Consider the following 24,237-nt stretch of genomic DNA (forward strand, 5'->3'; position numbering starts at 1 on the left):
GGGCTCCGCGACCAGTTCGCAGCGTTCCATCACGCTGATCGCCTCGATTTGCCGAACCAGTCCAGGCCCTGGCCGTGAACTTTGATCTTGCTGTTGGCGATCAGTTGGGTGCGGCGGCCGTTTGCCCCATCTAGCATGGGGATCATGCTTGCCATCCGGTGTGCCGCGCCCGGCGATGTGGCAGCGATCGCCGCGCTGATGGCCCGTCGCCGCGAAAGGTACGAACAACACCAGCCGGTCTTCTGGCGCGGCGCGGCCGATGCTCAGGCTCGCCACACCGCCTTCCTCGCCACGCTGGTGGACGACCCGAAGGTCATCTGCCGGGTGGCCGAACGAGAGCACCACTTCGCTGGGTTCGCAATCGGCTCGCTCGTGCCCTCACCTCCGGTGTACGACCCCGGCGGCCCAACATGCATGCTCGACGACTACGCCGTCGTGGACGACCACGATTGGGCCACGATCGGCGTCGATCTCCTTCGCGCGGTCACGGAAGAGGCACGCCGGCAAGGCGCGGCCCAGGTCGTGGTGGTGTGCGGCCACGCGGACGAAATGAAACGCGAGGCGCTCCGCTTGGCCGGGCTCTCCATCGCATCGGAATGGTGGACTACTCCACTGTGACGGGCGGGCGGTGAAGTCGGGGCCTGGGTGGAGGCCCAGGAGGCGGAAGAGCCGACCGGCTTCCTGGCTGAGGGTGCGGGACGACCAGGAAAAGACAGCTCTGAGGCTGGCGGGGGCTTCACCGGCGTCCAGAGGGCCGGTTGGCGTCGCGAGCAGGGCCGCCAGTACACACCGCTGCCGCGCGGGGCCCAGATCGATTGCCGCGCCATCCGCCCACGTGCGAAGCTCTCCCAACAGCGCGAACTCGATCCGCACCGTACCTCCCGTACCGGCGTAGGCGTTCACTCAACCAGCAGCCGGTGACCGCTCGATATCCGCCGGCTGACCGCGCACCTTCCACCACCCGGGCTGACCTCGTGCTGGGTCACGGAGGTCGCGAACGGGATCATGGCGCTGCCGGCGATGAGGGTTCGGCGGGAGCGCTGCACGGCCGCCGCCACAATGTGCGGGTACAGGGGTGCGCAGGCTCTGCCGAGATTTGCGCCGCTGGGCCCTGCTCGACGACGCGGCCCTGGTGCAGGACCGCGACCCCGCCCGTCATGCCCGGCCGCCTTCGCGCAGCAGGAACCGCTGGAGCTCGCCGGCCAGATCACCGGACGCGACCGCTCCAGGCTTCGGCACGACGTACGCGACCAGGACCTCTCCGCGCAGTTCGTCCGGGACGCCCGCCATCAGGAAACGGGTCGAGGCTGTCTGCAGGAAGCTGTCGGGCGGCCAAGGGGCGGGACCGGGCCTGGCACTGTCAGCGCGCGAGCTGGACGTCCTCGCCTGCGTCGCCCTTGGCTGGACGAACGCCCAGGCCGCCGAGGATCTCGGCATCACGATGGAGACCGTGAAGAGCTACCCTTTCTCCGGCGAGGGGCCGTTCTAGAGGGGGTGCCGGTGCGGGCGATCTGTGTCTTGGCTGGTCGGTGTGCTCGTGGGTGGCGCCGGCGACCGGCAGGCCCACCTGCTCAGGGGTGATCCTGGCGCGCCGCGAGGTGAGGAATTCGCGCACTTCGGACCGGTTGTCCATGGCACGAGGCTACGACAAGCCCCCGGCAGGTTGGGATGTACTGGGAGTACATCCATCGTCAGTGACTTCCTCACCCTGGGGCGGCCCGGATGTGCTGGATGTCATGACCGATGTCGTGACCGTGACCGTCGCCGGGTGGACCCGCCGCCTAACGGCTGCCCTGCTGACCGCCTCGGTGGTCGCTGCCTCGGCCGGATGCTCGCTTCCGACAGACCCGCGCACCCGGCCGCTGCCACCGTCGCAGTCATCGCCGCGGCCACCGTCGGGCACGGCGAGCGCCGCATCGGGGATGCCGGTGGTGCTGCGGTTGGGTGACCATGCCGTCGCCGCGACGTTGACCGATACGCCGCCGTCGCGGCAGTTGGTCGCGATGCTGCCGTTGACCGTGCAGCTGAGGGACGTGTGGGGGCAGGCGAGGGCTGGGCGACTGCCGCAGACGCTCACGGTCGAGGGCGGCACGCCGATCCACGATCCCACTCCGGGCGGCATCTACTTCTGGCCCCCGAGCGGAGTGATCGCCATCTACTACGACGACCTCGGCCAGGCGGTGCCCGACCCGGGCCTGGTCCCCCTCGGGGTCGTCGAGGCGGGCCTGGACAGGCTCGCCGACGCGGACAAGCACGCCACGGTCCTGATCGAGGCGGCCGCCGCAACCGGCTCCTGACCTACCGCCTGGACCGAGCACGATCAACGGCACCCGGACGCCGGTGTCGTACAAGAACCGGTACGGGATCACCATCGCGGCCGACCTCTACCGGCGCCGTCACTCGGTGAACAGTTGGGCGACGAGCTCACCACGGCTGGAGACCCCGGCCTTGCCGAAGACGGCCTTGAGGTGATCACGGACGGTGTGCGGGGAGATGAACAATGCCGCGGCGATCTCGGTGGTGGGCAGGCCGCGTGCCACGAGCTGGGCGATCTCAAGCTCTCGCGTTGTCAGGCCGTACGCTTGGGCGACGATGCCCGCCAGGTCGGCGGGGGCCGCGGGCTCGATGACGAGCGCCACTGGGCCAGGCCGCCCGCCGGGGCCGCTGAGACATGAGGCGTGGCAGGTCAGCCACTGACCGTCAACGGTGCGGATGCGTATCCGGGCGCTGCCTCGATCGCGGCCCCGGGCGATGGCCTGCGCCTGCAGGGCCGTGCCGACCACCCAGATGGGCAGGCTCAGGCCCAGTGCCGACGGGATGGACGGGCCGTCCGGCAGCAGCGCAAGATGTCGCCGCGCCTCCTCATTGATCGACGTGGCCTCACCGTAGTCGTCGAAGAGCAGCAGGCCGGGCGCGGATGCGCCGCCTTGGCGGCCCGATCCCGAGGGACGGGCGAACCGGCGCAGCCGGTCGGCGAGCGGGCCGGACAGAGTGGCGAGCAACGCGATCTCGTTCTGGCCGAACGCCGTTCTTCCCCGCATGCGGAAAAGGCTCACCACGCCCCAGGGCCGCCCGCCGATTCGCAGTACGGCACGGAGCTCGTCGTCCACGCCTTGGTCCCCGAGCAGGCGGCGAAAGCGTGCGCTGCGCGCCGGCAGGTCACCCGTGGCCGCTCGCAGGCCGGCCGCCGGAACCGCGGCGTGGGTGAGGTCCCGGAACGGCAGGACGTTCTCCTCCAGGAGCTCGCTCTCCCAGTAGGCGCCGCAGCCTTCACCGGAGCCGAGGTTCTCCACCAGCATGGGCGCGGTGACGAGGCCGGTCTCCGGATCTGTGGCCGTCCACACCGCCGCGTCGAACGGCACCAGCCGCCGCAGTCTGGCTGAGACGCGGCCGAAGAGTTCCAGCGCGTCGCCGGCTCGCTCGGCGGCCGACATCACTTCCGCATGACGGCGCGGGTCGGTCACTTGGGCTTCCTCCTGTAGTCGGGACGCCGGCGAGCCTGCCCCATCCCCCGCTCCTCGCCAACCCCTCGTTTGAGGGGGTTGTTCCCAGCCGATCGGCCCGCCGGCGGGGGATGGGACCCGGCTCCGGCCACGGTCAGGCTCGAAGCCCGAAACACCACGAAGGGAAGACATGGATATCGCCATTGTCGGAGCGGGCGCTGCCGCAGTCGGACTGCTGGACGCGCTGGCGGCCACCGCCGTGGAACCCGGCGGTATCACCGTGTTCGAGCCGTCGGCGCACCTGTGGCGGGGCCGCCCGTACGGGCCGGACCTGGACAGTGTGCTGGTCAACGCCCCACCCGCGCTCATGTCGATCCGTCATCAGGACCGGGGGCACTACGCGGCTTGGCTGGGCGAGCGTGGTGCGGCCCACGTCGATGAACAGCTGGGACAACCGTTGGTTCCCCGCGCGCTCTACGGCGACTACCTCGAGCACACCGCCGAGACGGCGTTGGCCACGCTGCGCGAGCGCGGCTGGCACGTACGCGTGCTCGCTGCCCGCGTCACCGCCATGGCCCGCTCCGGAGACCGGCTGGTGTTGCGTGCCGAGGACGGGAAACGGTACGAAGCCGATCGTGCGGCTCTGTGCGTGGGCGGGGGGACGCCTCAGGACCACTACGGGCTCCGCGAAGCCTCCGGGTTCGTGGCCGATCCGTACCCGCTGGCGCGCACGCTCGAGCGGGTCCCGGCCGAGAGCACGGTGGCGGTCATCGGCAGTGGCCTGACGGCGGTCGACGTCGTCGTCTCGCTCGCCGCACGCGGGCACGCCGGGCCGATCACGCTGGTGTCGCGCAGCGGTCTGCTGCCGCACGTCTGGCAGCGCCCCCTCGATCACCGGCCGCGGCAGGTGACCGCCGAGCGGGTGGCGGCGCTGCATCGCGAACATGGCGCGGTCACGCTCGATGGCCTGATCCGGCTGCTGCGTGCCGAGCTGGCGCTGGCCGGTGAGGACTTCGGCGACTTCGCAGCCGACCTGCTGGCGGCCGGGGTGGAGGAGCCCGCGGGGCGGTTGCGGCGGCAGTTGGCCGCCGTGGACGACCTCGCGATCGGCCGCCGTGTCCTGCAGGAGACCGCGCACACCGTCGGCCCCTACGCCTGGCGGCTGCTGGCCGAGCCCGACCGCGTGCGGCTGCGGCGCCATTTCCGCCTGGCGACCAGCCTGGCTTCGCCCATGGTGCCGGTGAATGCGGCTGTCTTGATGCGGCTGCTGGACAGCGGGCAGCTCAGCGTGGCCGCCGGCATCCGCGGGATCGAGGCGGCGCAGGGCTGCTTCCTGCCGCGCTGCGATGATGGCACTTGGCGCGCGGACGTCGTCATCAATGCCGTGAACCCGCCGCCACAGGCCGTGCCGGACGCGGCAGGGCCGCTGGTGGCGTCCCTGGTGGCCGGCGGCTTGGCGGTGCTGCACCCCGCCGGTGGGCTGGTCCCGGCCGATCCGCGCCTGGACGTGGTGGGGGACTTCGCCGGGGGCGGTCCGTTCATCACCTCCGGTATCGCCGGTATCGCCGCCCAGGCAGCCCAGGCGGCGCGTGCGACACATCCCGGCTGACGAGCCGCGGTCAGCCGGGAGCCATCGCCGGCTCGACGTTCGTCTTCCAGGACGTCTACGGCCTCTCGGCCACGCGGTACAGCCTCGTCTTCGCCGTCAACGCCCTCGGCATGCTGGCCTCCAGCGTCCTCTTCGGGCGGCGCTGGTCGCGTCGCTGGTCACGACCGGCGGTTCCGTCGCCGCCACCTGGGCCTGCCTGTTCGTCACCGTCGCCGGCCTCGGCACGGCGCTGCCCGCCACCACCACCATCGTCCAGTCACTCGGCCACGACGCTCCCGGAGCGGCCTCCGGGCTGCTCGGCGGCAGCCAGTTCATCCTCGGCGCGGCCGCCTCACCCCTGTCGGGTCTCCTCGGCGACGGCACGATCTCCATGGCCGTCATCATGCTGGCCGCCTTCGGCCTCGCCGCGCTGTCCCTCATCCTGGCGCGCGGGGCTGGGCGGCGTGCCGCGAGGGCCGGGCAGACTCCCGGGCCAGGAGCCGGCACCCCCGGCGGATGATGCCGGACGCGTGGTTCCCACCGGGTCCACTGGCCATGGATGCATCGCCGATTGAAGGTCCATGGCGTGTGGGGCGGCAATTTCCGTGGCAAAGTTTACACCGAAGGTTCAACGATACCGTTGAAGGCATGGACATCAAGGACACAGCCCGTACGTGCGACGGCGCGGGCATCTCGGCGTTCCTCCGGTCGCTGCCCGCCAAGCCCCTGCTGCTCGGCCTGGGCGAGGCCAGGCACTTCGTGGAGGAGCTGGGCGAGCTGCGCAACGAGATCTTCCGGCATCTGGTCGAGCACGAGGGCTACCGGTCGTTCGCCATCGAGAGCGACTGCCTCAAGGGCCTCGTGGTGGACGACTACATCACGACGGGCGCGGGCACGCTCGACGACGTCATGGAACGCGGCTTCAGCCACAGCTTCGGCGCGGCACCGGCCAACCGCGAGCTCGTGCGCTGGATGCGGGCGTACAACCAGGAGCATGAGGAAAAGCTCCGGTTCTTCGGCTTCGACGGCCCGCTGGAGTACTGGGCCGAGAGCCCGCGCCAGGCGCTCACCTCCCTCTACAACCTGCTCGACGGCCCGCTCCCCTGGACGACGGAAACCCTCGACACGCTGCTCGGCCCGGACGACCGGTGGTCGAACGAGGCCACGGCCATGGATCCGTCCCAGTCGATCGGCCAGTCCGCCGACGCCCAGCAGCTGCGCCTGATCGCCGACGACCTGGTGGCGCTGCTCGACACACAGGCGCCGCGACTGAACGCGAAGGACAGGGAGCTGGCGGCGCTGTACGGGCGCACCGCCACCGGCCTGCTCCGCTACCACTACTGGATGGCCGACACGTCCCCGGCACGGTGGACCCGGCTGTCGGCCCTGCGGGACGCCATGATGGCCGCCAACCTGCGTGCCGTCGCCGAGCACGGCCCGGCCCTGGTCTTCTCCAGCAACCTCCACCTGCAGCGGAACAAGACCTTCATGCCGTTCGGCGACCAGACGCTGGAGTGGTGGAGCGCGGGGGCGATCACCGCGGCGCACCTGGGCGACCGGTACGCCTTCCTGGCCTCGGCCCTCGGCACGGCCGGCGACGACACCCCGCCCCCGGACACCGTCGAGGGCATCCTGTCCACGCTCCCGTGGGACCACTCTCTCATCGAGGCCCCCCGCCTGGCCGAGGCCATCACGAACCCCGCCCCACGCATCTCCCACGATTTCGCGTATTTCCCGCTGGACCCGGCCCAGCTCGACATGATCGACGGCATCGTCTTCCTCAAAGAGGCCGTCAGGCTGAAAAAGCTGGGTTGACAGGCGCGTGCGTGTCAGGCCCTCCTGACACGCATCGCGGAGCAGTACGCGTCTCTACTGACCAAGAGAACTAAATTGGTCAGTTCGTCGGCTAACCTGGTCTGGAAGCCTACGAGAGGAGTCGCCATGACCGACGTCGGCAAGGCCGGCCGGGCGCTGGTGGTCGGGCTGGGGATCGCCGGCATCGCCACCGCGTTGCGGCTGCGCCAGGTCGGGTGGGAGCCGGTGGTGGTGGAGCGGGCGCCGGCGCGCCGCTCCGGCGGATACTTCATCGCCCTGTTCGGCGCCGGCATCGCCTCGGCCCGGCGGCTGGGCGTGCTGGAGGCCATCGGCGACCGCAGCGGTCCCCATGTCACCAGCTACGAGGTGGACCGCGCGGGGCGCCGCCGTCCCGGCATGAACCCCTTCGCCATGACCGCAGGCCCTCGCCCGCTGCTGCGCGGCGATGTGGAGCGAGGTTTGTTCGCGGCGCTGCCGGACGATGTGGAGATCCGCTACTCCACCGTGCCCATCCGCATCGACCAGGACGACGCCGCGGCGGAGGTGACGCTGCACGACACCGCCGCGGACACCACCGTCACCGAGCGCTTCGACCTGGTGATCGGCACCGACGGGATGCGCTCCACGGTGCGCAAGCTCGCCTTCGGTCCCGAGGAGTACCTGCACCCGTTGAACTACATGATCGGCGCCACCGTCCTGGACGAGCCGATCGAGGGCTTCCGCCAGGAGGAGGGCCTGGTCCTGGCCGAACCCGGCCGCTCGGTGTGGGCCTTCCCGTTCGCCGATCACGCCCCGAGCCTGCTGTTCTCCTACCGCACGCACGACATCGACGCGGAGTTCCGCCGCCCGCCGATCGAGTCCATCCGCGCCGCCTTCGGCCCCGAACCCCCCGGTCCCCTGCTGGAAGAGCTGCTGACGCGCTACGAGCAGGCACCCGACGCGCTGTTCGACTCGGTGCAGCAGGTCAAGATGCCGCGCTGGCACCGCGGCCGGGTCGTCCTGATCGGCGACTCCGCCTGGTGCGTCACCCTCTATGCGGGTATGGGCGCCTCCAGCGGCCTGGCCGGAGGCGAACTGCTGGGCACCATGCTGCAGCGCCATCCCGGCGATCTTCCCGGCGCGCTACGGGCATGGGAGGCGCGCATGAGGCCGTTCATCCACCAGCAGCAAGACAGCGCCCTGCCCGGCCGCCGTGTCTTCACCTCGCATGACCGCAAGGAGCATCTCCTGCGTGCAGGGATGATGCGTCTGATGCGGATGCCGGGCGTCGGCAGGGCCATGGGCAGGAGAATGTTCGACAACAAGGACATGCGGGCCAAGAACATCGACGTCGCCGCCCCCTGACAACAGCAGCACGACAACGGAGGACAGCACGGTGAGCCAGCTGATCGAACACCACTCGCACAAAGCCGCCCGCATCCTGGACAGCGCGCGCGAGCTGGTGGCCGATCACGGCGTGCGCAAGGTCACCGTCAGCGAGATCGCCGGCGCTGCCGGGGTCGGCAAGGGCACCGTCTACCTGTACTGGCCCACCAAGGAGGACCTCATCCTCGGCCTGTTCGCCCGCGAACTGCTGGCCTTCCTGGACGAGGTCATCGCCCGCATCACCGCCGACCCCACCGCCGTGCTGCCGCGCCACCTGGCCCCGCTGCTGATCCGCACCGGGCTGCGATCCCCGCTGGCCCGCCGCCTCACCGCCAAGGACGCCGAACTGCTGCGGCTGCTCATCGAGCAGGCCGGCGACCGTGACCTGTTCGACCGCACTCAGCCCAGCGCCATGTGCGAGGCGGTCATGCCGATCCTGCGCCGGCACGGCCTGATCCGCCAGGACCGCCCGCTTGCCGACCAGTCCTACGCCATGCACGCCATGCTTACCGGCTTCGGCACCGCCATGTCCCACCCGGACTCCGCCCCGCCCAGCGCCGGCGACCCCGGCGACGTCCTCGCCGACACCGTGGCCCTGCTGCTCGAACCCGCGGTCGCATCCGCCGGGCAGGCCGTCACCGCGGCCGCCGACGACACCGTCGCCGTCTTCCGCCAGACCAGGGACGCCGTGCTGGACATCATTGACCGCAGCCAGACCCTCCAGCAATGAACCCAGCAGGCAAAGCCGACCGCACCCGCCCGAGACCGGGCGAGCGGCGCGTCACTCACCGGCGGGCCGTCCCGTCTCCAGCAGCCGCCCGCCGGACAGCTCCAGCCAGCGCTCCACCTTGATCTCCGCGAGGAACCGCTCGTCGTGGCTGACCACCACGAAGGCCCCCTCGTACGCGCCGAGCGCGCTCTCCAGCTGCCCCACGCTGACCAGGTCCAGGTTGTTGGTGGGCTCGTCGAGCAGGAGGAGCTGGGGCGCCGGCTCGGCGCACAACACGCAAGCCAGGGTGGCGCGCAGCCGTTCGCCGCCCGACAGCACGCCTACTGGCAGGTGGGCACGGGAGCCGCGGAACAGGAAGCGGGCGAGCAGGTTCATCCGCTCCGCTTCCAGCATGCTCGGGGCGAACGCGGCCAGGTTCTCGGCCACGGTGCGCTCGACGTCGAGCAGGTCGAGCCGCTGCGACAGGTACGCGACCCGGCCGTCGGCCCGCCTGGTCGTGCCGCCGTCGGGCTCCAGGTCGCCGCTGATCAGGCGCAGCAGGGTTGACTTGCCCGCGCCGTTGGGGCCGGTCAGCGCGATCCGCTCGGGCCCGCGGACGGTCAGGTCGATGCCCGGCTCGGCGAACAGGCCGCGGGCCTGAAGGTGTTCGCCGTGGAAGACGGTGCGCCCGGCGGGCACGTTGGTCGCCGGCAGCTCCAGCGCGATCTTCTGGTCGTCGCGCAGCGCCCGCCCGGCCTCGTCGAGCCTGGCCTTGGCGTCGCTGACGCGGGCGGCGTGCATCTGGCCCGCCCGCCCGGCCGATTCCTGCGCGCCGCGCTTCATGTTCCCGGCGAAGATCCGCGGCAGCCCGGCGCTCTTGAGGTTGCGGGCGGCGTTGCCGGCCCGGCGCTCGGCGCGCTCGCGGGCCTGCTGCATCTCCCGCTTCTCGCGCTTGAGCTCCTGCTCGGCGCTGCGCACGTTGCGTTCGGCGGCCTCCTGCTCGGTGCGGACGGCTTCCTCGTACGCGGTGAAGTCGCCGCCGTAGAAGCGGATCTCGCCGCGGTCGAGCTCGGCGATGCGGTCCATGCGGTCGAGCAGGGCCCGGTCATGGCTGACCAGGAGCAGGCAGCCGTTCCAGTCGCCGAGAACGTCGTAGAGCCTGCGACGGGCCCCGAGGTCGAGGTTGTTCGTCGGCTCGTCGAGCAGCAGGACGTCAGGCTGCTTGAGTAGCTGCGCGGCGAGGCCGAGCGAGACGACCTGGCCGCCGCTCAGCGTGCCCAGGGTGCGGTCGAACGCGAGCTCGCCGAGTCCTAGCCGGTCGAGCTGGGCACGGGTGCGCTCCTCGATGTCCCAGTCGTTGCCGATGGTGGTGAAGTGCTCCACGTCGGTGTCGCCCGATTCGATGGCGTCCAGCGCGGCGATCACCGGGGCGATGCCGAGAACCTCGGCCACGGTCAGGTCGCCGGTGAGGGGCAGGCTCTGCGGCAGGTAGCCGAGCACGCCGTGAACGGACACACTGCCGCCACGAGGCCGGTGTTCGCCGGCGATCAGCTTGAGCAGCGTGCTCTTGCCCGCGCCGTTCGGGGCGACGAGGCCGGTGCGACCGCCGCCCACGGTGAAGGACAGGTCGCTGAAGACGGGCGTGTCGTCAGGCCAGGAGAAGGACAGGTCGGAACAGACGATGAACGCATCGGACATGCGAGAAGACCTCGTACGAGAACGCGGGCGTGCCGAAGCCGCCCGGCAAAGGGGACAGGGATTCGGGGAACGACGACCAGGGCCACATCGGCGGCGGTCATGTGCGCCTGCCGGGGCCGATCAACCTCCGGTATCACCCGGAGATGTCGTCGTCACCTGCCACGTCTGGTCTCCTAGCTTCCGATCTCAGCGTTTTTCACCATAGCAGCCGCCGGAGGCTGTCCGGCCACGGCGTGTACGCGTCGTCAACGTTTCGCATGCAGGCGGCCCCTATGGTCGTGCGCCATGTCGAGTCACCCCGAGATCTCGCGAACCGCTGGAGCCACCGGCAGTTCCGGCCATCGCACCGTACGCAAGGGAGACGCATGAACACCGCCGTCACGACCCCGCTGTCGCCTGGCACGCACACTGTCGACGTCGGTGGCGTCGTCCAGCGCTACCACGTCGCCGGGACTGGGCCTGTCTGCCTGGCCCACCCGGGCGGCCCGGGGCTGTCGTGGGAGTACCTGCGGATGCCGGCGGCAGAGGAGCACCTGACCATGGTGTACGTCGAGCCCTGCCATGGCGTGTATACGCGTCGTCAACCGTTCGTAGGCAGGGGTCAGCGCGCCTGCGGGGTGCCGGCGCCCCGCAGCAGTGTGTCGACCACGACGTCGGCAGCCTGTGCGGCGCTCAGCTCGGGCAGGTCCTCGGCGGCGTGTTCCATCAGCGGCGGCAGGACCGTGGCCACCCAGCCGGGCGGCAGGTCGGAGCGCAGCAGGCCCTCGTCGGTGGCGCGCCGCAGGAAGGCGTCGACCTCGTCGATCAGGAGGCGGCGGCGTTCGCGGAGCGTCACCTCGCGGAGCATGCGGCTCGTTTCCACGGGCCATCTGCGGTTGACGGCGATGATGCCCTCGACGTAGCGATGCAGTGCGACCGCGACCGGTGCCTCGCGTAGCCTGGCGGCCTCGATGGCCTGCTCGACCGCGTCGTAGCGTGCTCCGTAGACGGCGGCCATGAGGTCCTCGCGGGAGGCGAAGCGGCGGTAGACCGTGCGGCGGTCCACCCCTGCCGCGGCGGCGATGGCGGCGATGGTCGCCGAGGGGTCGTCGGCGAGCATGCGGGCGCCCGTGCTCAGGACGCGTTCCAGGTTGCGTGTCGCGTCTGCTCTCACCTGCCCAACGTACCCCTGTCACGTAGCAGAAGAAGCAATTTTGTGTCACATGTATGGGAAAGTTGCGATATTAACCGCTACTTTCGTGAGGCAGTTGTAGCGCTTCACGGCCATACCTGAAGGAGTGAGGGAAGCGTGGAGTCGCTCGTCTCGACAGTGGTGGGCCGGGAGGACGTCCAAGGGGAGCTGTCCGCGTTCATGACGGCCACCGGGGGCCAGGCCCTCATCCTCAGGGGCGACACCGGGGTCGGCAAGAGCACCCTGCTCGACCACGTGGCCGGCTTCGCCGCCTCGGAGCACCACCGGGTGATCCGCGCCGCCGGGGTCGAGGCGGAGGCGGAGCTCCCCTTCGCCGGGCTGCACCAGCTGCTGTACTCGCTGCTGCCCCACGCGGCAGGGCTCGACGAGGCCCACCGTGCCGTCTTCGACGTCGTCTTCGGGTTGCGCGAGGGCAGGGCGCCGTCGGTCATGTCCCTCGGCATCGCCGTCCTCGACCTGCTGTCCTTGGCGGCGTCGGAGAAACCGCTGCTGCTCTTGCTCGACGACGGCCAGTGGATGGACGCCTCCAGCGCCGAGGTGTGCGGGTTCGTGGGGCGCCGGCTCACCGGCAGCTCCGTGAAGATGCTCATCGCCGTACGGTCCGACGTCGGCTCGCGGTTCGACACGGCCGCGCTCCCCGAGCTCCCCGTGACGGCCCTGTCGGAGCAGGCCGCCGGGCAACTGCTGGACCTGCGTCATCCGCAGCTCCACACGCAGACCCGGCTCATCGTCATGGAGCAGGCCATGGGCAACCCCCTGGCACTCTTGGAGCTGCCCGCCTACCTGAACGGCGGCCCGACCGAGGAGCTGCTCGGATTCGGCAACATCCCGCTGTCGCGCCGTCTGCAGCACGTCTACGGCACCCGCATCGAACGCCTGGCCGGTCCCGTACGCGAGGAGCTGCTGCGCGGCGCGCTCGACGGTGTCGGGGCGGGACCGGGCGGCAACCGCGCTCCCGGCGCCCGCTACCGCATGCGCGAGGCCGACGAAGCGGTCGCGGCGGGACTCCTGGACACCGACCCCGCCACCGGCGAGCTCGTCTTCCGGCACCCGCTGATCCGCGCCACCGTCGTTCAGCTGGCGACCCCCAACCAGCGCCGCGCGGCGCACGCCGAGCTCGCACGGGTGCATCGCCACGACGTCGAGCGGCGCGCCCGCCACCTGGCGGCCTCGACCGTGGATCCCGACGAGGGGGTGGCGGCCGCGCTGGAGGCCGCGGCCGACTCGGCGACCCGGCGCGGCGGCGCGGTCGCGGCCGTGGCCTGGCTGACCCGCGCGGCGGAGCTGAGCGAGACCCCCGCCGACCGCTCCAGGCGGCTCGGCGACGCCGCCTTCATCGCCGGACATGCCGCGCTCCTGGACCAGGCACAGAAACTCGTCCGCTCGGACCTGCCGCCGGGCGCGAGCGGGTCCCCCGCCACTGTCGTCACCTCCGCCTACGTGGCCCTGTACGAAGACGGCGACGTGCGCTCCGCGCATCGCCACGTCGCGGCGGCGATCGAGAGCCTGCGAAAAGACGGCGCGCACGAGCCCGCCGCAACACTCTCCCGGCTGGTGAACGTGCTGCTGGCCATCAGCCAGTACGCCGGCGACGCCGCACTGTGGGACCGCACCGAGCAGCTCATGGACTCTCTGGGGGACCGGGTCGACACACGCTCGGCGATCTACCGCGACGCGTGGAGCGACGTCGTCCGTCACGGCGCGGGCGTGCACGAGCGCGTCGAGCGGGCGTTCGCCGGGGTCTCCGACCTGGAACCGTGGGACGTCTCGCGCCTGGCCGTCGCCGCGTACCACGTCGACACGCTGAGCCAGTACCGCCCCTACCTGCAGCGCGCCGTCGACCGCGAGGTGGAGACGGGCGCCGTGGCCAGCGGCATGACCATGCTGCACCTGATCATGCTCGACCAGCTGGCGGCCGGCGAGTGGGACGACGCCGAACGGACGGGACAACGCGCGCTCGAGCTGACCACGTCCCACGGAAACGCGCTGTTCACCCACCACACCCGCGCCTACCTGGGGCTCCTGGCCGCCATGCGCGGCCAGGTCGAGCGGGCCCGGGAGTCGCAGGCCGTCCTGGACGCCTGGGCCCGCCCGCGCGGCGTGGGATTCCTGACCCAGATCGCCGACGCCATCGGCACGGCGGCGGCCCTGAGCGAGGGTGACTACGAGGCTGCCTACCTGTACGCCATCGGCATCACGCCGCCGGGATCGTTCCAGCGCTACGCCCACCAGGCCGCACGCACGCTGCTCGACCTGGTCGAGGCCGCCGTGCACACCGGGCGCCTGGAGCAGGCCCGCCGGCACGCCGAGGCCGCCTCCGACGCCGGCCTGCCCGGCGTCTCCCCCCGGCTGGCCCTCATCACGTACGGCGCCCTGGCGATGACGGCCGCCGACGAGAAGGAGGCCGAGGACATGTACGCCCGGGCCGAGGCCCACCCGGCCGGAGCCGGCTTCCCGTTCGAGCTGGCGCGCATCCGCCTGGCCCACGGCGTCCGGCTCAGGCACACTCAGGGGCCCAAGGCCGCACGGCCCGTCCTGGTCCGTGCCGCCGAGACCTTCGAACGGCTCGGCGCCCGAGGCTGGGCCGAACGTGCCCAGGCCGAGCTGCGCGCCTCAGGGGCGCCCGCCCGCGCCTCGCTGTCGTACCTGACCGCGCTGACCTGGCAGGAACGCCGCATCGCGGAGCTGGCCGCAGGCGGGCTGACGAACAAGGAGATCGGCGAGCGCATGCACCTGTCCCCGCGCACCGTCAGCTCCCATCTCTACCGCGTCTTCCCGAAACTGGGCATCACCTCGCGTGCCGCGCTGCGCGACGCTCTGGGCAAGACCGGCGACACGTGACACCCCTCACGCGCGTACCCCTCGCTCGGCGAGCCAGACCAGCACGTAGTCGGCGACCGCCCGCCAGCCGCTGTCGACGACCAGCGAATGGGCCCGGTCCGGGAACTGCTTGAGGCTGCTGGTGGCCGTGGAGTCGCCGTACAGCTTGTACACGGCCCGGGTGACGTGGTCGGGCACCAGCCGGTCCTCCTGACCCGAGATCAGCAGCAGCGGGCCGCGGCCGGCGTTGCCGTGGTCCACGACCGCCCGCGGGTGCCGTACGGCCCCGCCATGTCCCAGCTCGGCCAGCAGCCGGCGTGACCCGGGGACGACGTGGCGTTCGAACAGCTCGGCCGACTCCTGCTCGGTGACCGCGTTGGCGAACAGCCGCCGGAACCTCCCGGCGTCCATCGACACCGGCCACGGCTCCGCGGGCGCCAGGGCGGTCGCGTGATCGACCGGGGCGGGGGCGATGGCGACCGCGGCACGGCCCGCGTTCGCGCCGAGGAGGTGCTGCGCGATGAGCCCGCCCACCGAATGGCCGACGATCACGGGCGGGGTGTCGAAGGAACGGACGATGCGCGCGTAGTGCTCCGTGAGCGCGTCGAGCCCCAGCTCGTGGAGCCTCTCGGGATGCCGGCGGGCCTCGCCCACCGTGGCGGGTTCTCCTGGCCAGCCCGGCGCGCAGACGGCGAACCCGAAACTGGAGAAGCGCTCGTTCCATGACTCCCACGACGACGCGTGGAGCCACGCGCCGTGGATGAAGACGACGGGAGTGGGGTTCACGGATCCTCCGGAAAGGCTCAGGACCAGGTCTGATCAAGGATTGTCCGGATGCGCCCTGGCGGGAACAGTCGAATGACTGAATGTTCCCGTCCGCCTTGCATCGCTGGTCCGGAGCGGTCTGCCGGGGACGCCGCGCTCCGGGAGAGGGTTTCGCGTGGCGGCACGGCTGCCGTGCGCCGTGTCTCGCCGTCATCTGACTGATGTGCCGGATTCCCTTGCCCGAAACAGTAAGAAATGCCGCATTTCTTGTGACACGACACGGAGGACTCCACATGATCAACAGGCGCACCTTCGGCAAGGCCGTCGGTCTGGCCACCGGCGCGACCGTCGCCTCGCTGGCGGGCTTGCCGGTCTTCCCGGCCGCCTCCGCCGCCACGCGTGGGGCGGCCCCGACGTTGCCGCCGGTCACGCCGGGCACGCACACGTCCTTCGCCTCGCTGAAGCAGGTCAAGGCCGGGGTGCTGGACATCGGTTACGCCGAGGCCGGCCCGGCCCGCGGGCCCGTGGTCATCTGCCTGCACGGCTGGCCGTACGACATCCACAGCTTCGTCGACGTCGCTCCGCTGCTGGCAGCACAGGGTTACCGGGTGATCGTGCCCTACCTGCGCGGTCACGGCACGACGCGGTTCCTGTCGTCGAAGACGTTCCGCAACGCCCAGCAGTCGGCGATCGCGCTCGACATCATCGCCCTGATGGACGCGCTCAAAATCGACAAGGCCGTGCTCGCCGGCTTCGACTGGGGGTCGCGGACCGCCGACATCATCGCGGCCCTGTGGCCGCAGCGATGCAAGGCCCTGGTGTCGGTGAGCGGATACCTCATCACGAACCTCGAGGCCAACCTCGAGCCGCTGCCGCCGAAGGCCGAGTACGCCTGGTGGTACCAGTACTACTTCGCCACCGAGCGCGGCCGGAAGGCCATGGAGAACAAGGACAAGCGCCACGACCTGAACCGGCTCGTCTGGGACACCGTCTCCCCGACGTGGGACTTCGACGACGCCACCTTCGAGCGCACGGCCGCGGCCTTCGACAACCCCGACTACGCCGCCATCGTGATCCACAACTACCGGTGGCGGCTCAGCCTGGCCGACGGGGAGCGCCGTTACGACGGTCTGGAGAAGCGGCTCGCCGCACGGCCGGCCATCAAGGTGCCGACCATCACCCTGGACGCCGAGCGCGACCCCTTCACGGCGCCGCCGGGCGACGGCTCGTCGTACCGCAATATGTTCACCGGCCCCTACGAACACCGCATCCTGAAGGGCATCGGCCACAACCTGCCGCAGGAAGCGCCCACGGCCTTCGCCCAAGCCGTGGTCGACGTGGACCACTTCTGACGAACGCGACGGCCGGTCCACCACCTGCGATACCAAGAACAGCCTGCCGGATACGATCCGGCAGGCTGTCGGTGCGTTCGTGGCCGATTGCCGTCAGACGGTCCGCGTCCGCGGCCGGCGGGCGCGCCAGGCCAGCAGCGCGGCCTGGATGATGAAGAACACGCCGCCGCCGGTGGCATAGACCGACAGCACGTCGAGCGAGGCGTCGTCGCCGAGGGACGGTTGTCAGTGCCGGACGGGGGCGCAGTAGTAGCTGCCGGCGTCAGCCGGGTCGCCGTGGCCGCTGTAGCGGGAGACGGACGGGTATCGGCACAACTCGCGCGTCACCGTCTTGCCGGAGGAGTCCGTGATGGCGGCGCTCAGCGTCTGCGGGGCCTTGCCCTGTTCGACCCAGGCCGTCAGGGCGCCGAGGGCGTCGGTGGGCGCGGGGCCGGTGCTCGTGGGGCCGGCGCAGTGGGAGACTCCCGGCGCCAGGAACAGCCGGTAGAAGTCGTCGACCCGGGCCGCACCGCCCATGGCCAGCTCCACCCGCCGGCGGTAGTCCACGGTGCCCTGGGCGGGGATCAGCTGGTCGGCCAGACCGTGCCAGGTGAGGAGCTTGCCGCCGGACCTGCGGAACGCCGACAGGTCGGGGTCGTCGGTGCCGATGATGGTGTCGTACTCGGCCTGGGACTGCTCGAACAGCTCGGCGAACTCGGCGTAGGTGATCGTCGAGAGGTCGTAGGAGGGCTGCCGCTTCAGGAACGTCGAGACCCACCTGGCAGGTACGGGGAACGGCGCCCCCACGCGGTTCCCGGCCGCGTCGAGGCGGGTTCCGGCGAGGTCGAAGCCGGCTCCGATCGGGACGCCGGACCACAACCTCTTCCCGGACGGGGTGCGCGGGCCGTCCCAGATCTTGCGTACGACGGCGGCGTCGGCCGCGGTGATGGTCTCCTGCTCGCCCTCGCATTCGACGCTCTTGCCGATGAGTTGCCGCGGGTCGAAGGCGCACCTGGCGGGGTCGCCGATCAGCCCGTCGGGAGCGCCGTCGAGCGGGTCGCACGCCTTGACGGCGGCCTCGTTGAAGGCGTTGAACTCACAAGGGGAGGGGAAGGTGTTCTCCTCGTTCATCACCACCTGCGGCCACAGGGTCGCGACCTCGAACTCGTCCCAGTTGATCGCCGGCGCGGTGGCCAGGATGCCGTCGAAGTCGCCAGGGTGGCGCTGGGCCTCCATGTAGCCCTGGCGGCCGCCGGTCGAGCAGCCGTTCCAGTACGAGTAGGAGACCGGCCTGCCGTAGACCTCGTTGACGACCTGCTTGCCGACGACCGCCATCTCGTGCTGTGACCGGTCGGCGAAGTTCTTCAGCAGCGCCGTGTTGACCTCGCCGGCACTGTTAAGGGCCCAGCCGGTGTCCAGGTACGTGCTGACACCGGCGTCGGTGGTCGCGGCGGCGTAGCCGCTCTTGATCGCGCCGGCCAGCCCCGCGCCGTAGTCGCCGGCGGCGAAGGCGCTGCCGCCCACCGCCTGGAAACGGCCGGTCCAGCCCGTCTCGGGCAGCCAGACCCGCACCTTGGCGTGGTCGCCGACGCCCGGATGGGTGAGCGTGACCGTGACATCGCAGTAGGCCGGCACGTCCGGGATCTGCACCACTTCGGTGAACGGCGGCACGGGCTGGATGGTCAAGGTGCCCGCCTCCCGGCGCACCGCCGTCACGGACTCCACCGCGGTGCCGGCGGGGGCGTTCACGGAGACGGACGAGCACGTGAACGGGACGGCGGCGGGGCTCGCGGCGCCGGCCGAGGCCGCGGCCGGCAGGCACGCCGCCACCAGCGGCACTCCGGCCGCGATGATGATCAGAAGGCGCTTCATGCGTTCCTCTCGCTGAAGTACGGGGTTGTCAGCTGTTGCGGTGCGTCTCACTGTCGTTCGCGGCCGACACCCGGCACATCAGTCAGTTGACGGTCAGCACCGGCGAGCCGCTCCAGGCGCACGTCAGCGGCCGCATACGGGGACATGCGCGCAGCTCGCCGCCCATGGCCGAGCGGTGCCCCCGTGCTCACGTCACAACGGCCCACCCGACTCGTCGCGACTGACCGTCAACTGACTGATGTGACCGCGGCCCTCCCCGGACGACAGTGATGGCGCCAGATCTCTGAAGCCTTCTGAAGGGGGAAAATCATGGTCAGCAGCAAGGGCGTACGCCGCCGGCGGCTCACGTTGGGCGCCCTGTCGGCGGTCGCGGTCGGTCTCCTCGCCACCTCCGCCGCCACGCCCGCCCTCGCGGCGGACAAGCCCGCCAAGCCGACGATCGTGCTGGAGCACGGCGCCTTCGCCGACGCCTCCAGCTGGAACGCGGTGATCGAAGAGCTGCGCGCGGACGGCTACCCCGTCGTCGCCGCGGCCAACCCGCTGCGCGGACCGGCCAACGACGCGGCCGCACTCCGCAGCGTCCTCGACCACGTCGCAGGACCCAAGATCCTCGTCGGGCACTCCTACGGCGGCTCGGTCATCAGCGTCGCCGGCGCGAACGACCCCCAGGTCAAGGCCCTCGTGTACGTCGCCGCCTTCCTGCCCGCCCCCGGCGAGACCGCCCTGGAGCTGACGAACAAGTACCCCGGCTCCACCCTCCCGGGCACTCTCGACCCGACCCCCTTCACCCTCCCCGACGGCACCAGCGGAACCGACCTGTACATCAAGCCCGGCAAGTTCCACCGCCAGTTCGCCGCCGACGTACCGGCCGGCACCGCGGCCCTCATGGCCGCCACCCAGCGGCCGATCGCCCAGTCCGCCCTGGAGGAGAAGACCGAGGCCGCCGCCTGGAAGGACAAGCCCAGCTGGGCCATCATCACGACGCAGGACCTCAACATCCCCGCCAGGGTCCAGCGCTTCATGGCCAAGCGTGCCCACGCACACGCCGTCGAAGTACGCGCCTCCCACTCCGTCGCCGTCTCCCGGCCCAAGACCGTGGCCGGCGTCATCGAGAAGGCCGCGCGCGCCACCCGATAGCCCCGCCGAGCGAAAGAAAGATCACGACCATGGGCATGAAGCTCGAAGTCGTCGTCCTGCCCGTATCCGACACCGACCCCGACGGCAACCGCTGGCTCCTGCAGGAGATCACCCAACGGCTGCCCGGCCGCTGACCGACGGCGTCCCCGAGACACGGCAACACCGTGGAGGAGCAGTGACCACCGAAGACAACCAGCGCAGCCGATGATTCGTGTCACACAGACGCGAACATTGAGCCCATAAGTGCTACATTGATGAGACAGTTAGAGCGAACATCCATCACAAAGGAGACACCCATGGCCAAGACATGGCTCATCACCGGAGCATCGCGCGGCTTCGGACGTCGCCTCGCCGAAGCCGTCCTCGAAGCAGGCGACCAGGTCATCGCCACCGCACGCAGCCCCAAGCAACTCGACGACCTGGTGGCCCGCCACGGCGACCGGATACGGGCGGTCGCACTCGACGTCACCGACGCCGCCGCAGCCTCCCGGGCGGTCAAGGCGGCCACCGACACCTTCGGCAGCCTCGACGTGGTCGTCAACAACGCCGGCTACGGCAACAGCGCGCCGATCGAAGAGATGGCCGAAGACGACTTCCGCGCCCAGATCGAGACCAACCTCTTCGGCGTCGTGAACGTCACACGGGCGGCCCTGCCCGTCCTGCGCACCCAGCGCTCGGGAGTCTTCGTACAGTTCTCCTCCATCGGAGGACGCGTCGGCGGCACCCCCGGGATGGGCGCCTACCAGACCGCGAAGTTCGCCGTCGAAGGCTTCTCCGAAGTCCTCGCCAACGAAGTCGCGCCCTTCGGCATCAAGGTCATCATCGTCGAGCCGGGCGCGTTCCGCACCGACTGGCAAGGCTCCTCCATGGAGCTCCACCCCGTCGGGCCCGACTACGAGCAGACCGTGGGCGCCATCCACCGCTACCGGCGCGACACCGACGGCACCCAGCCCGGCGACCCGGCCCGCGCCGCCAAGATCATCATCGACGTCGTCCGCGACGACGACCCGCCCCGACGACTCCTCCTCGGCAGCGACGCCGTCGCCTCCGCCCAGAAAGCCGCCGAGATCCGCGCCGCGGAAACCGAGAAATGGGCCGACGTGAGCCGCTCTGCGGACTTTCCCGTCGACGAGCGCTAGCCGCCGCACCGGAGCCCCCGATGAACGAGAGGACGTGCTTCTGAGGCAGTACGTGCGCTGACTCGGTGTCGTGTCAGCGGCCGTGTCAGCACGGCAACGGCCCCATATCAGGGCGGTCGGCGATGGTGGACGCCACGAGCGGCTCAGCCGTATCGCGATCTGGACCCAGGCCGTTGAGAGGAATGACCATGGAACACGTCGTCACCGCGCTGCCGACCGCGCGGCAGCCCGGCTGTCCCTTCGACCCGCCCAAGGAGCTGATCGACGCCCGCGAGCAGAGCCCGATCAGCCGCTTCCCCTTCCCCGACGGACACCAGGGCTGGCTGGTCACCGGCTACGACCTGGTCCGGTCGGTCCTGGCCGACCCGCGGTTCAGCTCACGCAAGGAGCTCATGCGCCACCACCCGCTGGTCGACTACGGCGACATCGAGGTCCCCCCGGCGCCGCCCGGCGAGTTCCTGCTGATGGACGATCCGCAGCACAGCCGCTACCGCAAACCGCTGGTGGGCAAGTTCACCGTACGGCGGATGCGACTGCTCACCGAGCGCGTCGAGCAGGTCACCGCCGAACACCTGGACGCCATGGAACAGGCCGGGCCGTCGGTGGACCTGGTCACCGCGTTCGCCAAGCCCATCCCCGCCGTCATCATCTGCGAATTGCTCGGCGTGCCCTACGAGGACCGGGACTCCTTCCAGGAGAACATCGACAAGTTCCTCGGCGGGGAAGTCAGTGACGAGGAGCTGATCGCGGCCTACCTCGCGACCCAGCAGTACCTCGCGGAGCTGGTGGCCACCAAGCGCGCCAACCCCACTGACGACGTGCTCAGCGACCTGCTCGACAGCGACCTGACCGATGAGGAGCTGAAGGGGATCGCCCTGATCCTGCTGTCAGCCGGGTTCGACACCACCGCGAACATGCTGGCGCTGGGCACCTTCGCGCTGCTGCAGAACCCGGAGCAGCTCGCGGCGCTGCGCGCTGACCCCGCGCTCACCGACCAGGCCGTGGAGGAGCTGCTGCGGTATCTGACCGTCGCCAAGCAGTTCACGAGGGTCGCGCTGGAGGACGTCGAGCTGGGCGGCCACACCATCAAGGCCGGCTCGACGCTCATCCTGTCGTACGCCACCGCCAACCGCGACCCCGAGCGCTTCACCGACCCCCACGTGCTCGACCTGCGCAGGCAGGAGGGCGGACACCTGGCCTTCAGCCACGGCATCCACCAGTGCCTGGGCCAGCAGCTGGCAAGAGTCGAGCTGCGCGTCGCGCTCCCCGCGCTGCTCAACCGCTTCCCCACCCTGCGCCTGGCCGTACCGGCAGAAGAGGTCGCCCTGCGCCCGGAGACCGCCGACATCTACGGGGTCAAGAGCCTCCCGGTCACCTGGGACGCGTGATCGCGGCATAGGGGCTGTACGCGCAGGACCTGGGCCCGGGCTGCGTCGGCACCGTCTTCAACCACAACGGCTGCGGGGCGCTGATCCACAGCACGCCCGATGGCAAGAAGGCCATGGCCGCCGGCTCGATAACGATGGGGGACGCCGCGTGGCCGGGGGCTGGTCGCGTCAGATGACCTACGCCGGAGGCTCGGCCGTTGGCGGGATGGCCGCGGCGATGCAGTCGAGGACGCGTTCCAGCCCGTGCCGGAACTGGTCCTCGCGGCTCAGGTGCGGCTGGCGCGCCTCCATCACGATCTTGGTGAAGATCGGGTACTCCCCGCTCTTCACCAGCCGGTCGACGTACGAGTAGCTCCTCGCCATCCACTCCGACTTGCTGAGCCCGCTGCGGCGGAATTCCTCGGCCGAGCTGATCTCCTCGCGGACGGTGCCCTCGACGTAGCCGTTCAGGATGGCCATGAGGCCGAGGTTCTCGTCGATGGAGACGAAGGCGTCGAGCACTCCCATCAGCCGTTCGATCAAGAGCAGCTGGTTGGGGCCGAAGCTGGGGAGTGACCGCTGCATGGTGGCGGCCCACGGGTGCCTCAGCCACATGGCCCGCAGCCCGTCGGCGTAGCGGGTCAGGTCGGCGCGCCAGTCGCCCGAGGGCATGCCCGTGACGTCGATCTCGCCCATCAGCCGGTCGGCCATGAGCTCGACCAGGTTGTCGCGGCTCGGGACGTACCGGTAGAGGGACATCGCGCCGGCGCCGATCTCGGCGGCGATCCGCCGCATGGTGGCGGCCTCCAGCCCCTCGGCGTCGGCGATCCGGACGGCCGCCTCGGTGATCTGCGCGCGGCTGTAGGCCGGCTTGGGCCCGCGGGCGGGGCGCTCGGGCCGCATCCAGATGTTCACGTACTCGGCGTCGGCCACCGTCTCCTCCCTCCCAGTTGCGTACATGGTACCCAGTAATCTAACCTGACCCGAAACCGCGTACAACGTACTCAGTGGAGGGGTCATGCCTGATCCGATCGTGGTCGCCGAAGGGCTGCACAAGTCCTTCGGCGACACCCATGCGCTGCGGGGGCTGGACCTGAGCGTCCCGAGAGGAACGGTCTGCGGCGTGCTGGGGCCCAACGGCGCGGGGAAGACGACCGCGGTGCGCATCCTGGCGACCTTGTCCGATCCCGATGCCGGGCACGCCCGCATCGCCGGATACGACGTCGTCCGCGAGGCCGGCAAGGTGCGCGCCAGGATCGGGCTCGCGGGCCAGTACGCCGCCGTGGACGAGAAGCTCACCGGCCGTGGCAACCTGCGCATGTTCGGGCGCCTCTCCCGCCTGTCCCGGCGCGAGGCGCACCGGCGGGCCGACGAGCTGCTCGAACGCTTCGGCCTGATGGACGCCGCCGATCGGCAGGTCACCGGCTACTCCGGTGGCATGCGGCGCCGCCTCGACCTGATCGCCAGCCTCATCCTGCGCCCCGAGGTGCTCTTCCTGGATGAGCCGACCACTGGCCTGGACCCGCGCAGCCGCGGCGAGATCTGGGACAGCGTCCGCGAGCTGGTGGCGGACGGCACCACGGTGCTGCTCACCACGCAGTACCTGGACGAGGCCGACCAGCTGGCCGACGACATCGCCGTCGTGGACCACGGACAGGTGATCGCCACGGGCACACCCGACGAGCTGAAGGCCACGATCGGCGACCGCCTCGACGTCGTACTCGAAGACCCCGCGGCCCTGCGTCCGGCGGCGACCGTGCTGGAAGCCCTGGCCGGGGCCGATCCCACGATGACCGGCGACGACCGGCTCAGCGTCGCCCTGCCGGGCGGCGGCTTCCGGCTCGCCGACATCGTGCGCGAGCTCGACCGCGCCGGGGTCGCCGCGGCCGACGTGCGGCTGCGCCGCCCCACCCTCGACGAGGTGTTCCTGCGCCTCACCGACCGGAAGGAGCTGGTCTGATGACCGAGCTTGTCGAGGTCATCGATGAGCACAGCA

The 24,237-nt window shown here is 70.8% G+C and carries 21 protein-coding genes; 14 read left to right on the forward strand and 7 right to left on the reverse strand.

Annotated features, from left to right (window positions below; translation table 11 throughout):
* Positions 1-87: 87 nt before the first annotated feature.
* A complete protein-coding gene (locus ACIBVN_RS07200) occupies positions 88-618 on the forward strand; it encodes a GNAT family N-acetyltransferase (protein ID WP_397133606.1) in 531 nt (176 codons plus the stop codon).
* Between the two features lie 537 nt (positions 619-1,155).
* On the opposite strand, the gene ACIBVN_RS07205 is transcribed toward ACIBVN_RS07200, so the two are convergent.
* The gene (locus ACIBVN_RS07205; RefSeq protein ID WP_397133912.1) at positions 1,156-1,290 is read right to left on the reverse strand and encodes a hypothetical protein; all 135 of its coding nucleotides are present in this window, start codon (positions 1,288-1,290) and stop codon (positions 1,156-1,158) included.
* A 67-nt stretch (positions 1,291-1,357) separates the two neighbouring features.
* Between ACIBVN_RS07205 and ACIBVN_RS07210 the strand changes: the two genes are divergently transcribed.
* Together ACIBVN_RS07210 and ACIBVN_RS07215 are read left to right on the forward strand one after the other, a co-directional pair.
* Positions 1,358-1,489, forward strand: a complete 132-nt coding sequence (locus ACIBVN_RS07210) for a LuxR C-terminal-related transcriptional regulator (RefSeq protein WP_397133914.1) — start codon at positions 1,358-1,360, stop codon at positions 1,487-1,489.
* A gap of 247 nt (positions 1,490-1,736) precedes the next feature.
* Complete coding sequence (locus ACIBVN_RS07215) at positions 1,737-2,297, forward strand: cyclophilin-like fold protein (protein ID WP_397133608.1); 561 nt, start codon at positions 1,737-1,739, stop codon at positions 2,295-2,297.
* Between the two features lie 99 nt (positions 2,298-2,396).
* On the opposite strand, the gene ACIBVN_RS07220 is transcribed toward ACIBVN_RS07215, so the two are convergent.
* On the reverse strand, positions 2,397-3,464 hold the full coding sequence (locus tag ACIBVN_RS07220) for a response regulator transcription factor (RefSeq protein ID WP_397133610.1): 1,068 nt from the start codon (positions 3,462-3,464) through the stop codon (positions 2,397-2,399).
* Positions 3,465-3,633: 169 nt separating this feature from the next.
* Between ACIBVN_RS07220 and ACIBVN_RS07225 the strand changes: the two genes are divergently transcribed.
* The 5 genes from ACIBVN_RS07225 (at position 3,634) to ACIBVN_RS07245 (ending at position 8,941) form a co-directional block, all read left to right on the forward strand.
* A complete protein-coding gene (locus ACIBVN_RS07225) occupies positions 3,634-5,052 on the forward strand; it encodes an FAD/NAD(P)-binding protein (protein WP_397133612.1) in 1,419 nt (472 codons plus the stop codon).
* Complete coding sequence (locus ACIBVN_RS07230) at positions 5,033-5,551, forward strand: hypothetical protein (RefSeq protein ID WP_397133614.1); 519 nt, start codon at positions 5,033-5,035, stop codon at positions 5,549-5,551. The genes ACIBVN_RS07225 and ACIBVN_RS07230 overlap by 20 nt, the downstream gene beginning before the upstream one ends.
* 128 nt (positions 5,552-5,679) lie before the next feature.
* On the forward strand, positions 5,680-6,846 hold the full coding sequence (locus ACIBVN_RS07235; RefSeq protein ID WP_397133616.1) for an erythromycin esterase family protein: 1,167 nt from the start codon (positions 5,680-5,682) through the stop codon (positions 6,844-6,846).
* 126 nt (positions 6,847-6,972) lie between these two features.
* The gene (locus ACIBVN_RS07240; protein WP_397133618.1) at positions 6,973-8,190 is read left to right on the forward strand and encodes an FAD-dependent monooxygenase; all 1,218 of its coding nucleotides are present in this window, start codon (positions 6,973-6,975) and stop codon (positions 8,188-8,190) included.
* A gap of 31 nt (positions 8,191-8,221) precedes the next feature.
* Positions 8,222-8,941 (forward strand): TetR/AcrR family transcriptional regulator, encoded by a 720-nt coding sequence (locus ACIBVN_RS07245; RefSeq protein ID WP_397133620.1) that lies wholly within the window; start codon positions 8,222-8,224, stop codon positions 8,939-8,941.
* Between the two features lie 51 nt (positions 8,942-8,992).
* On the opposite strand, the gene ACIBVN_RS07250 is transcribed toward ACIBVN_RS07245, so the two are convergent.
* The gene (locus tag ACIBVN_RS07250) at positions 8,993-10,618 is read right to left on the reverse strand and encodes an ABC-F family ATP-binding cassette domain-containing protein (protein ID WP_397133622.1); all 1,626 of its coding nucleotides are present in this window, start codon (positions 10,616-10,618) and stop codon (positions 8,993-8,995) included.
* Between the two features lie 601 nt (positions 10,619-11,219).
* Positions 11,220-11,771 carry a TetR/AcrR family transcriptional regulator gene (locus ACIBVN_RS07255; RefSeq protein WP_397133624.1) on the reverse strand — a complete coding sequence of 184 codons (552 nt, stop codon included), beginning with the start codon at positions 11,769-11,771 and terminating at the stop codon, positions 11,220-11,222.
* A 135-nt stretch (positions 11,772-11,906) separates the two neighbouring features.
* On the opposite strand from ACIBVN_RS07255, the gene ACIBVN_RS07260 reads away from it, so the two are divergent.
* Positions 11,907-14,651, forward strand: coding sequence for an AAA family ATPase (locus ACIBVN_RS07260; protein WP_397133626.1), 2,745 nt, complete (start codon positions 11,907-11,909; stop codon positions 14,649-14,651).
* Between the two features lie 6 nt (positions 14,652-14,657).
* On the opposite strand, the gene ACIBVN_RS07265 is transcribed toward ACIBVN_RS07260, so the two are convergent.
* The gene (locus ACIBVN_RS07265) at positions 14,658-15,416 is read right to left on the reverse strand and encodes an alpha/beta hydrolase (protein ID WP_397133628.1); all 759 of its coding nucleotides are present in this window, start codon (positions 15,414-15,416) and stop codon (positions 14,658-14,660) included.
* A gap of 272 nt (positions 15,417-15,688) precedes the next feature.
* Between ACIBVN_RS07265 and ACIBVN_RS07270 the strand changes: the two genes are divergently transcribed.
* A complete protein-coding gene (locus tag ACIBVN_RS07270) occupies positions 15,689-16,747 on the forward strand; it encodes an alpha/beta fold hydrolase (protein ID WP_397133630.1) in 1,059 nt (352 codons plus the stop codon).
* 225 nt (positions 16,748-16,972) lie between these two features.
* On the opposite strand, the gene ACIBVN_RS07275 is transcribed toward ACIBVN_RS07270, so the two are convergent.
* The gene (locus tag ACIBVN_RS07275; RefSeq protein WP_397133632.1) at positions 16,973-18,598 is read right to left on the reverse strand and encodes a DUF6351 family protein; all 1,626 of its coding nucleotides are present in this window, start codon (positions 18,596-18,598) and stop codon (positions 16,973-16,975) included.
* 309 nt (positions 18,599-18,907) lie between these two features.
* On the opposite strand from ACIBVN_RS07275, the gene ACIBVN_RS07280 reads away from it, so the two are divergent.
* The 3 genes from ACIBVN_RS07280 (at position 18,908) to ACIBVN_RS07290 (ending at position 22,262) form a co-directional block, all read left to right on the forward strand.
* Positions 18,908-19,735 carry an alpha/beta fold hydrolase gene (locus ACIBVN_RS07280; protein ID WP_397133634.1) on the forward strand — a complete coding sequence of 276 codons (828 nt, stop codon included), beginning with the start codon at positions 18,908-18,910 and terminating at the stop codon, positions 19,733-19,735.
* 296 nt (positions 19,736-20,031) lie between these two features.
* Positions 20,032-20,874 (forward strand): oxidoreductase, encoded by an 843-nt coding sequence (locus ACIBVN_RS07285; RefSeq protein ID WP_397133636.1) that lies wholly within the window; start codon positions 20,032-20,034, stop codon positions 20,872-20,874.
* A gap of 188 nt (positions 20,875-21,062) precedes the next feature.
* On the forward strand, positions 21,063-22,262 hold the full coding sequence (locus ACIBVN_RS07290; RefSeq protein ID WP_397133638.1) for a cytochrome P450: 1,200 nt from the start codon (positions 21,063-21,065) through the stop codon (positions 22,260-22,262).
* Positions 22,263-22,439: 177 nt separating this feature from the next.
* Here ACIBVN_RS07290 and ACIBVN_RS07295 read toward each other — a convergent pair whose 3' ends face one another.
* A complete protein-coding gene (locus ACIBVN_RS07295; protein ID WP_397133640.1) occupies positions 22,440-23,201 on the reverse strand; it encodes a TetR/AcrR family transcriptional regulator in 762 nt (253 codons plus the stop codon).
* A gap of 58 nt (positions 23,202-23,259) precedes the next feature.
* Between ACIBVN_RS07295 and ACIBVN_RS07300 the strand changes: the two genes are divergently transcribed.
* The gene (locus ACIBVN_RS07300; RefSeq protein WP_397133642.1) at positions 23,260-24,201 is read left to right on the forward strand and encodes an ATP-binding cassette domain-containing protein; all 942 of its coding nucleotides are present in this window, start codon (positions 23,260-23,262) and stop codon (positions 24,199-24,201) included.
* Positions 24,202-24,237 lie beyond the last annotated feature (36 nt).

It is taken from the genome of Nonomuraea sp. NPDC049400, assembly GCF_044466425.1.
In the GTDB taxonomy this organism is placed as follows: domain Bacteria; phylum Actinomycetota; class Actinomycetes; order Streptosporangiales; family Streptosporangiaceae; genus Nonomuraea.

Excerpts from the sequence above, each read along its gene's own strand:
- ACIBVN_RS07270 (WP_397133630.1), top strand. The coding sequence starts at position 15,689 with ATGATCAACAGGCGCACCTTCGGCAAGGCCGTCGGTCTGGCCACCGGC.
- ACIBVN_RS07295 (WP_397133640.1), bottom strand. The coding sequence starts at position 23,201 with ATGTACGCAACTGGGAGGGAGGAGACGGTGGCCGACGCCGAGTACGTG.
- ACIBVN_RS07225 (WP_397133612.1), top strand. The coding sequence starts at position 3,634 with ATGGATATCGCCATTGTCGGAGCGGGCGCTGCCGCAGTCGGACTGCTG.
- ACIBVN_RS07300 (WP_397133642.1), top strand. The coding sequence starts at position 23,260 with ATGCCTGATCCGATCGTGGTCGCCGAAGGGCTGCACAAGTCCTTCGGC.
- ACIBVN_RS07280 (WP_397133634.1), top strand. The coding sequence starts at position 18,908 with ATGGTCAGCAGCAAGGGCGTACGCCGCCGGCGGCTCACGTTGGGCGCC.
- ACIBVN_RS07285 (WP_397133636.1), top strand. The coding sequence starts at position 20,032 with ATGGCCAAGACATGGCTCATCACCGGAGCATCGCGCGGCTTCGGACGT.
- ACIBVN_RS07205 (WP_397133912.1), bottom strand. The coding sequence starts at position 1,290 with ATGGCGGGCGTCCCGGACGAACTGCGCGGAGAGGTCCTGGTCGCGTAC.
- ACIBVN_RS07250 (WP_397133622.1), bottom strand. The coding sequence starts at position 10,618 with ATGTCCGATGCGTTCATCGTCTGTTCCGACCTGTCCTTCTCCTGGCCT.
- ACIBVN_RS07215 (WP_397133608.1), top strand. The coding sequence starts at position 1,737 with ATGACCGATGTCGTGACCGTGACCGTCGCCGGGTGGACCCGCCGCCTA.
- ACIBVN_RS07290 (WP_397133638.1), top strand. The coding sequence starts at position 21,063 with ATGGAACACGTCGTCACCGCGCTGCCGACCGCGCGGCAGCCCGGCTGT.
- ACIBVN_RS07235 (WP_397133616.1), top strand. The coding sequence starts at position 5,680 with ATGGACATCAAGGACACAGCCCGTACGTGCGACGGCGCGGGCATCTCG.
- ACIBVN_RS07275 (WP_397133632.1), bottom strand. The coding sequence starts at position 18,598 with ATGAAGCGCCTTCTGATCATCATCGCGGCCGGAGTGCCGCTGGTGGCG.
- ACIBVN_RS07240 (WP_397133618.1), top strand. The coding sequence starts at position 6,973 with ATGACCGACGTCGGCAAGGCCGGCCGGGCGCTGGTGGTCGGGCTGGGG.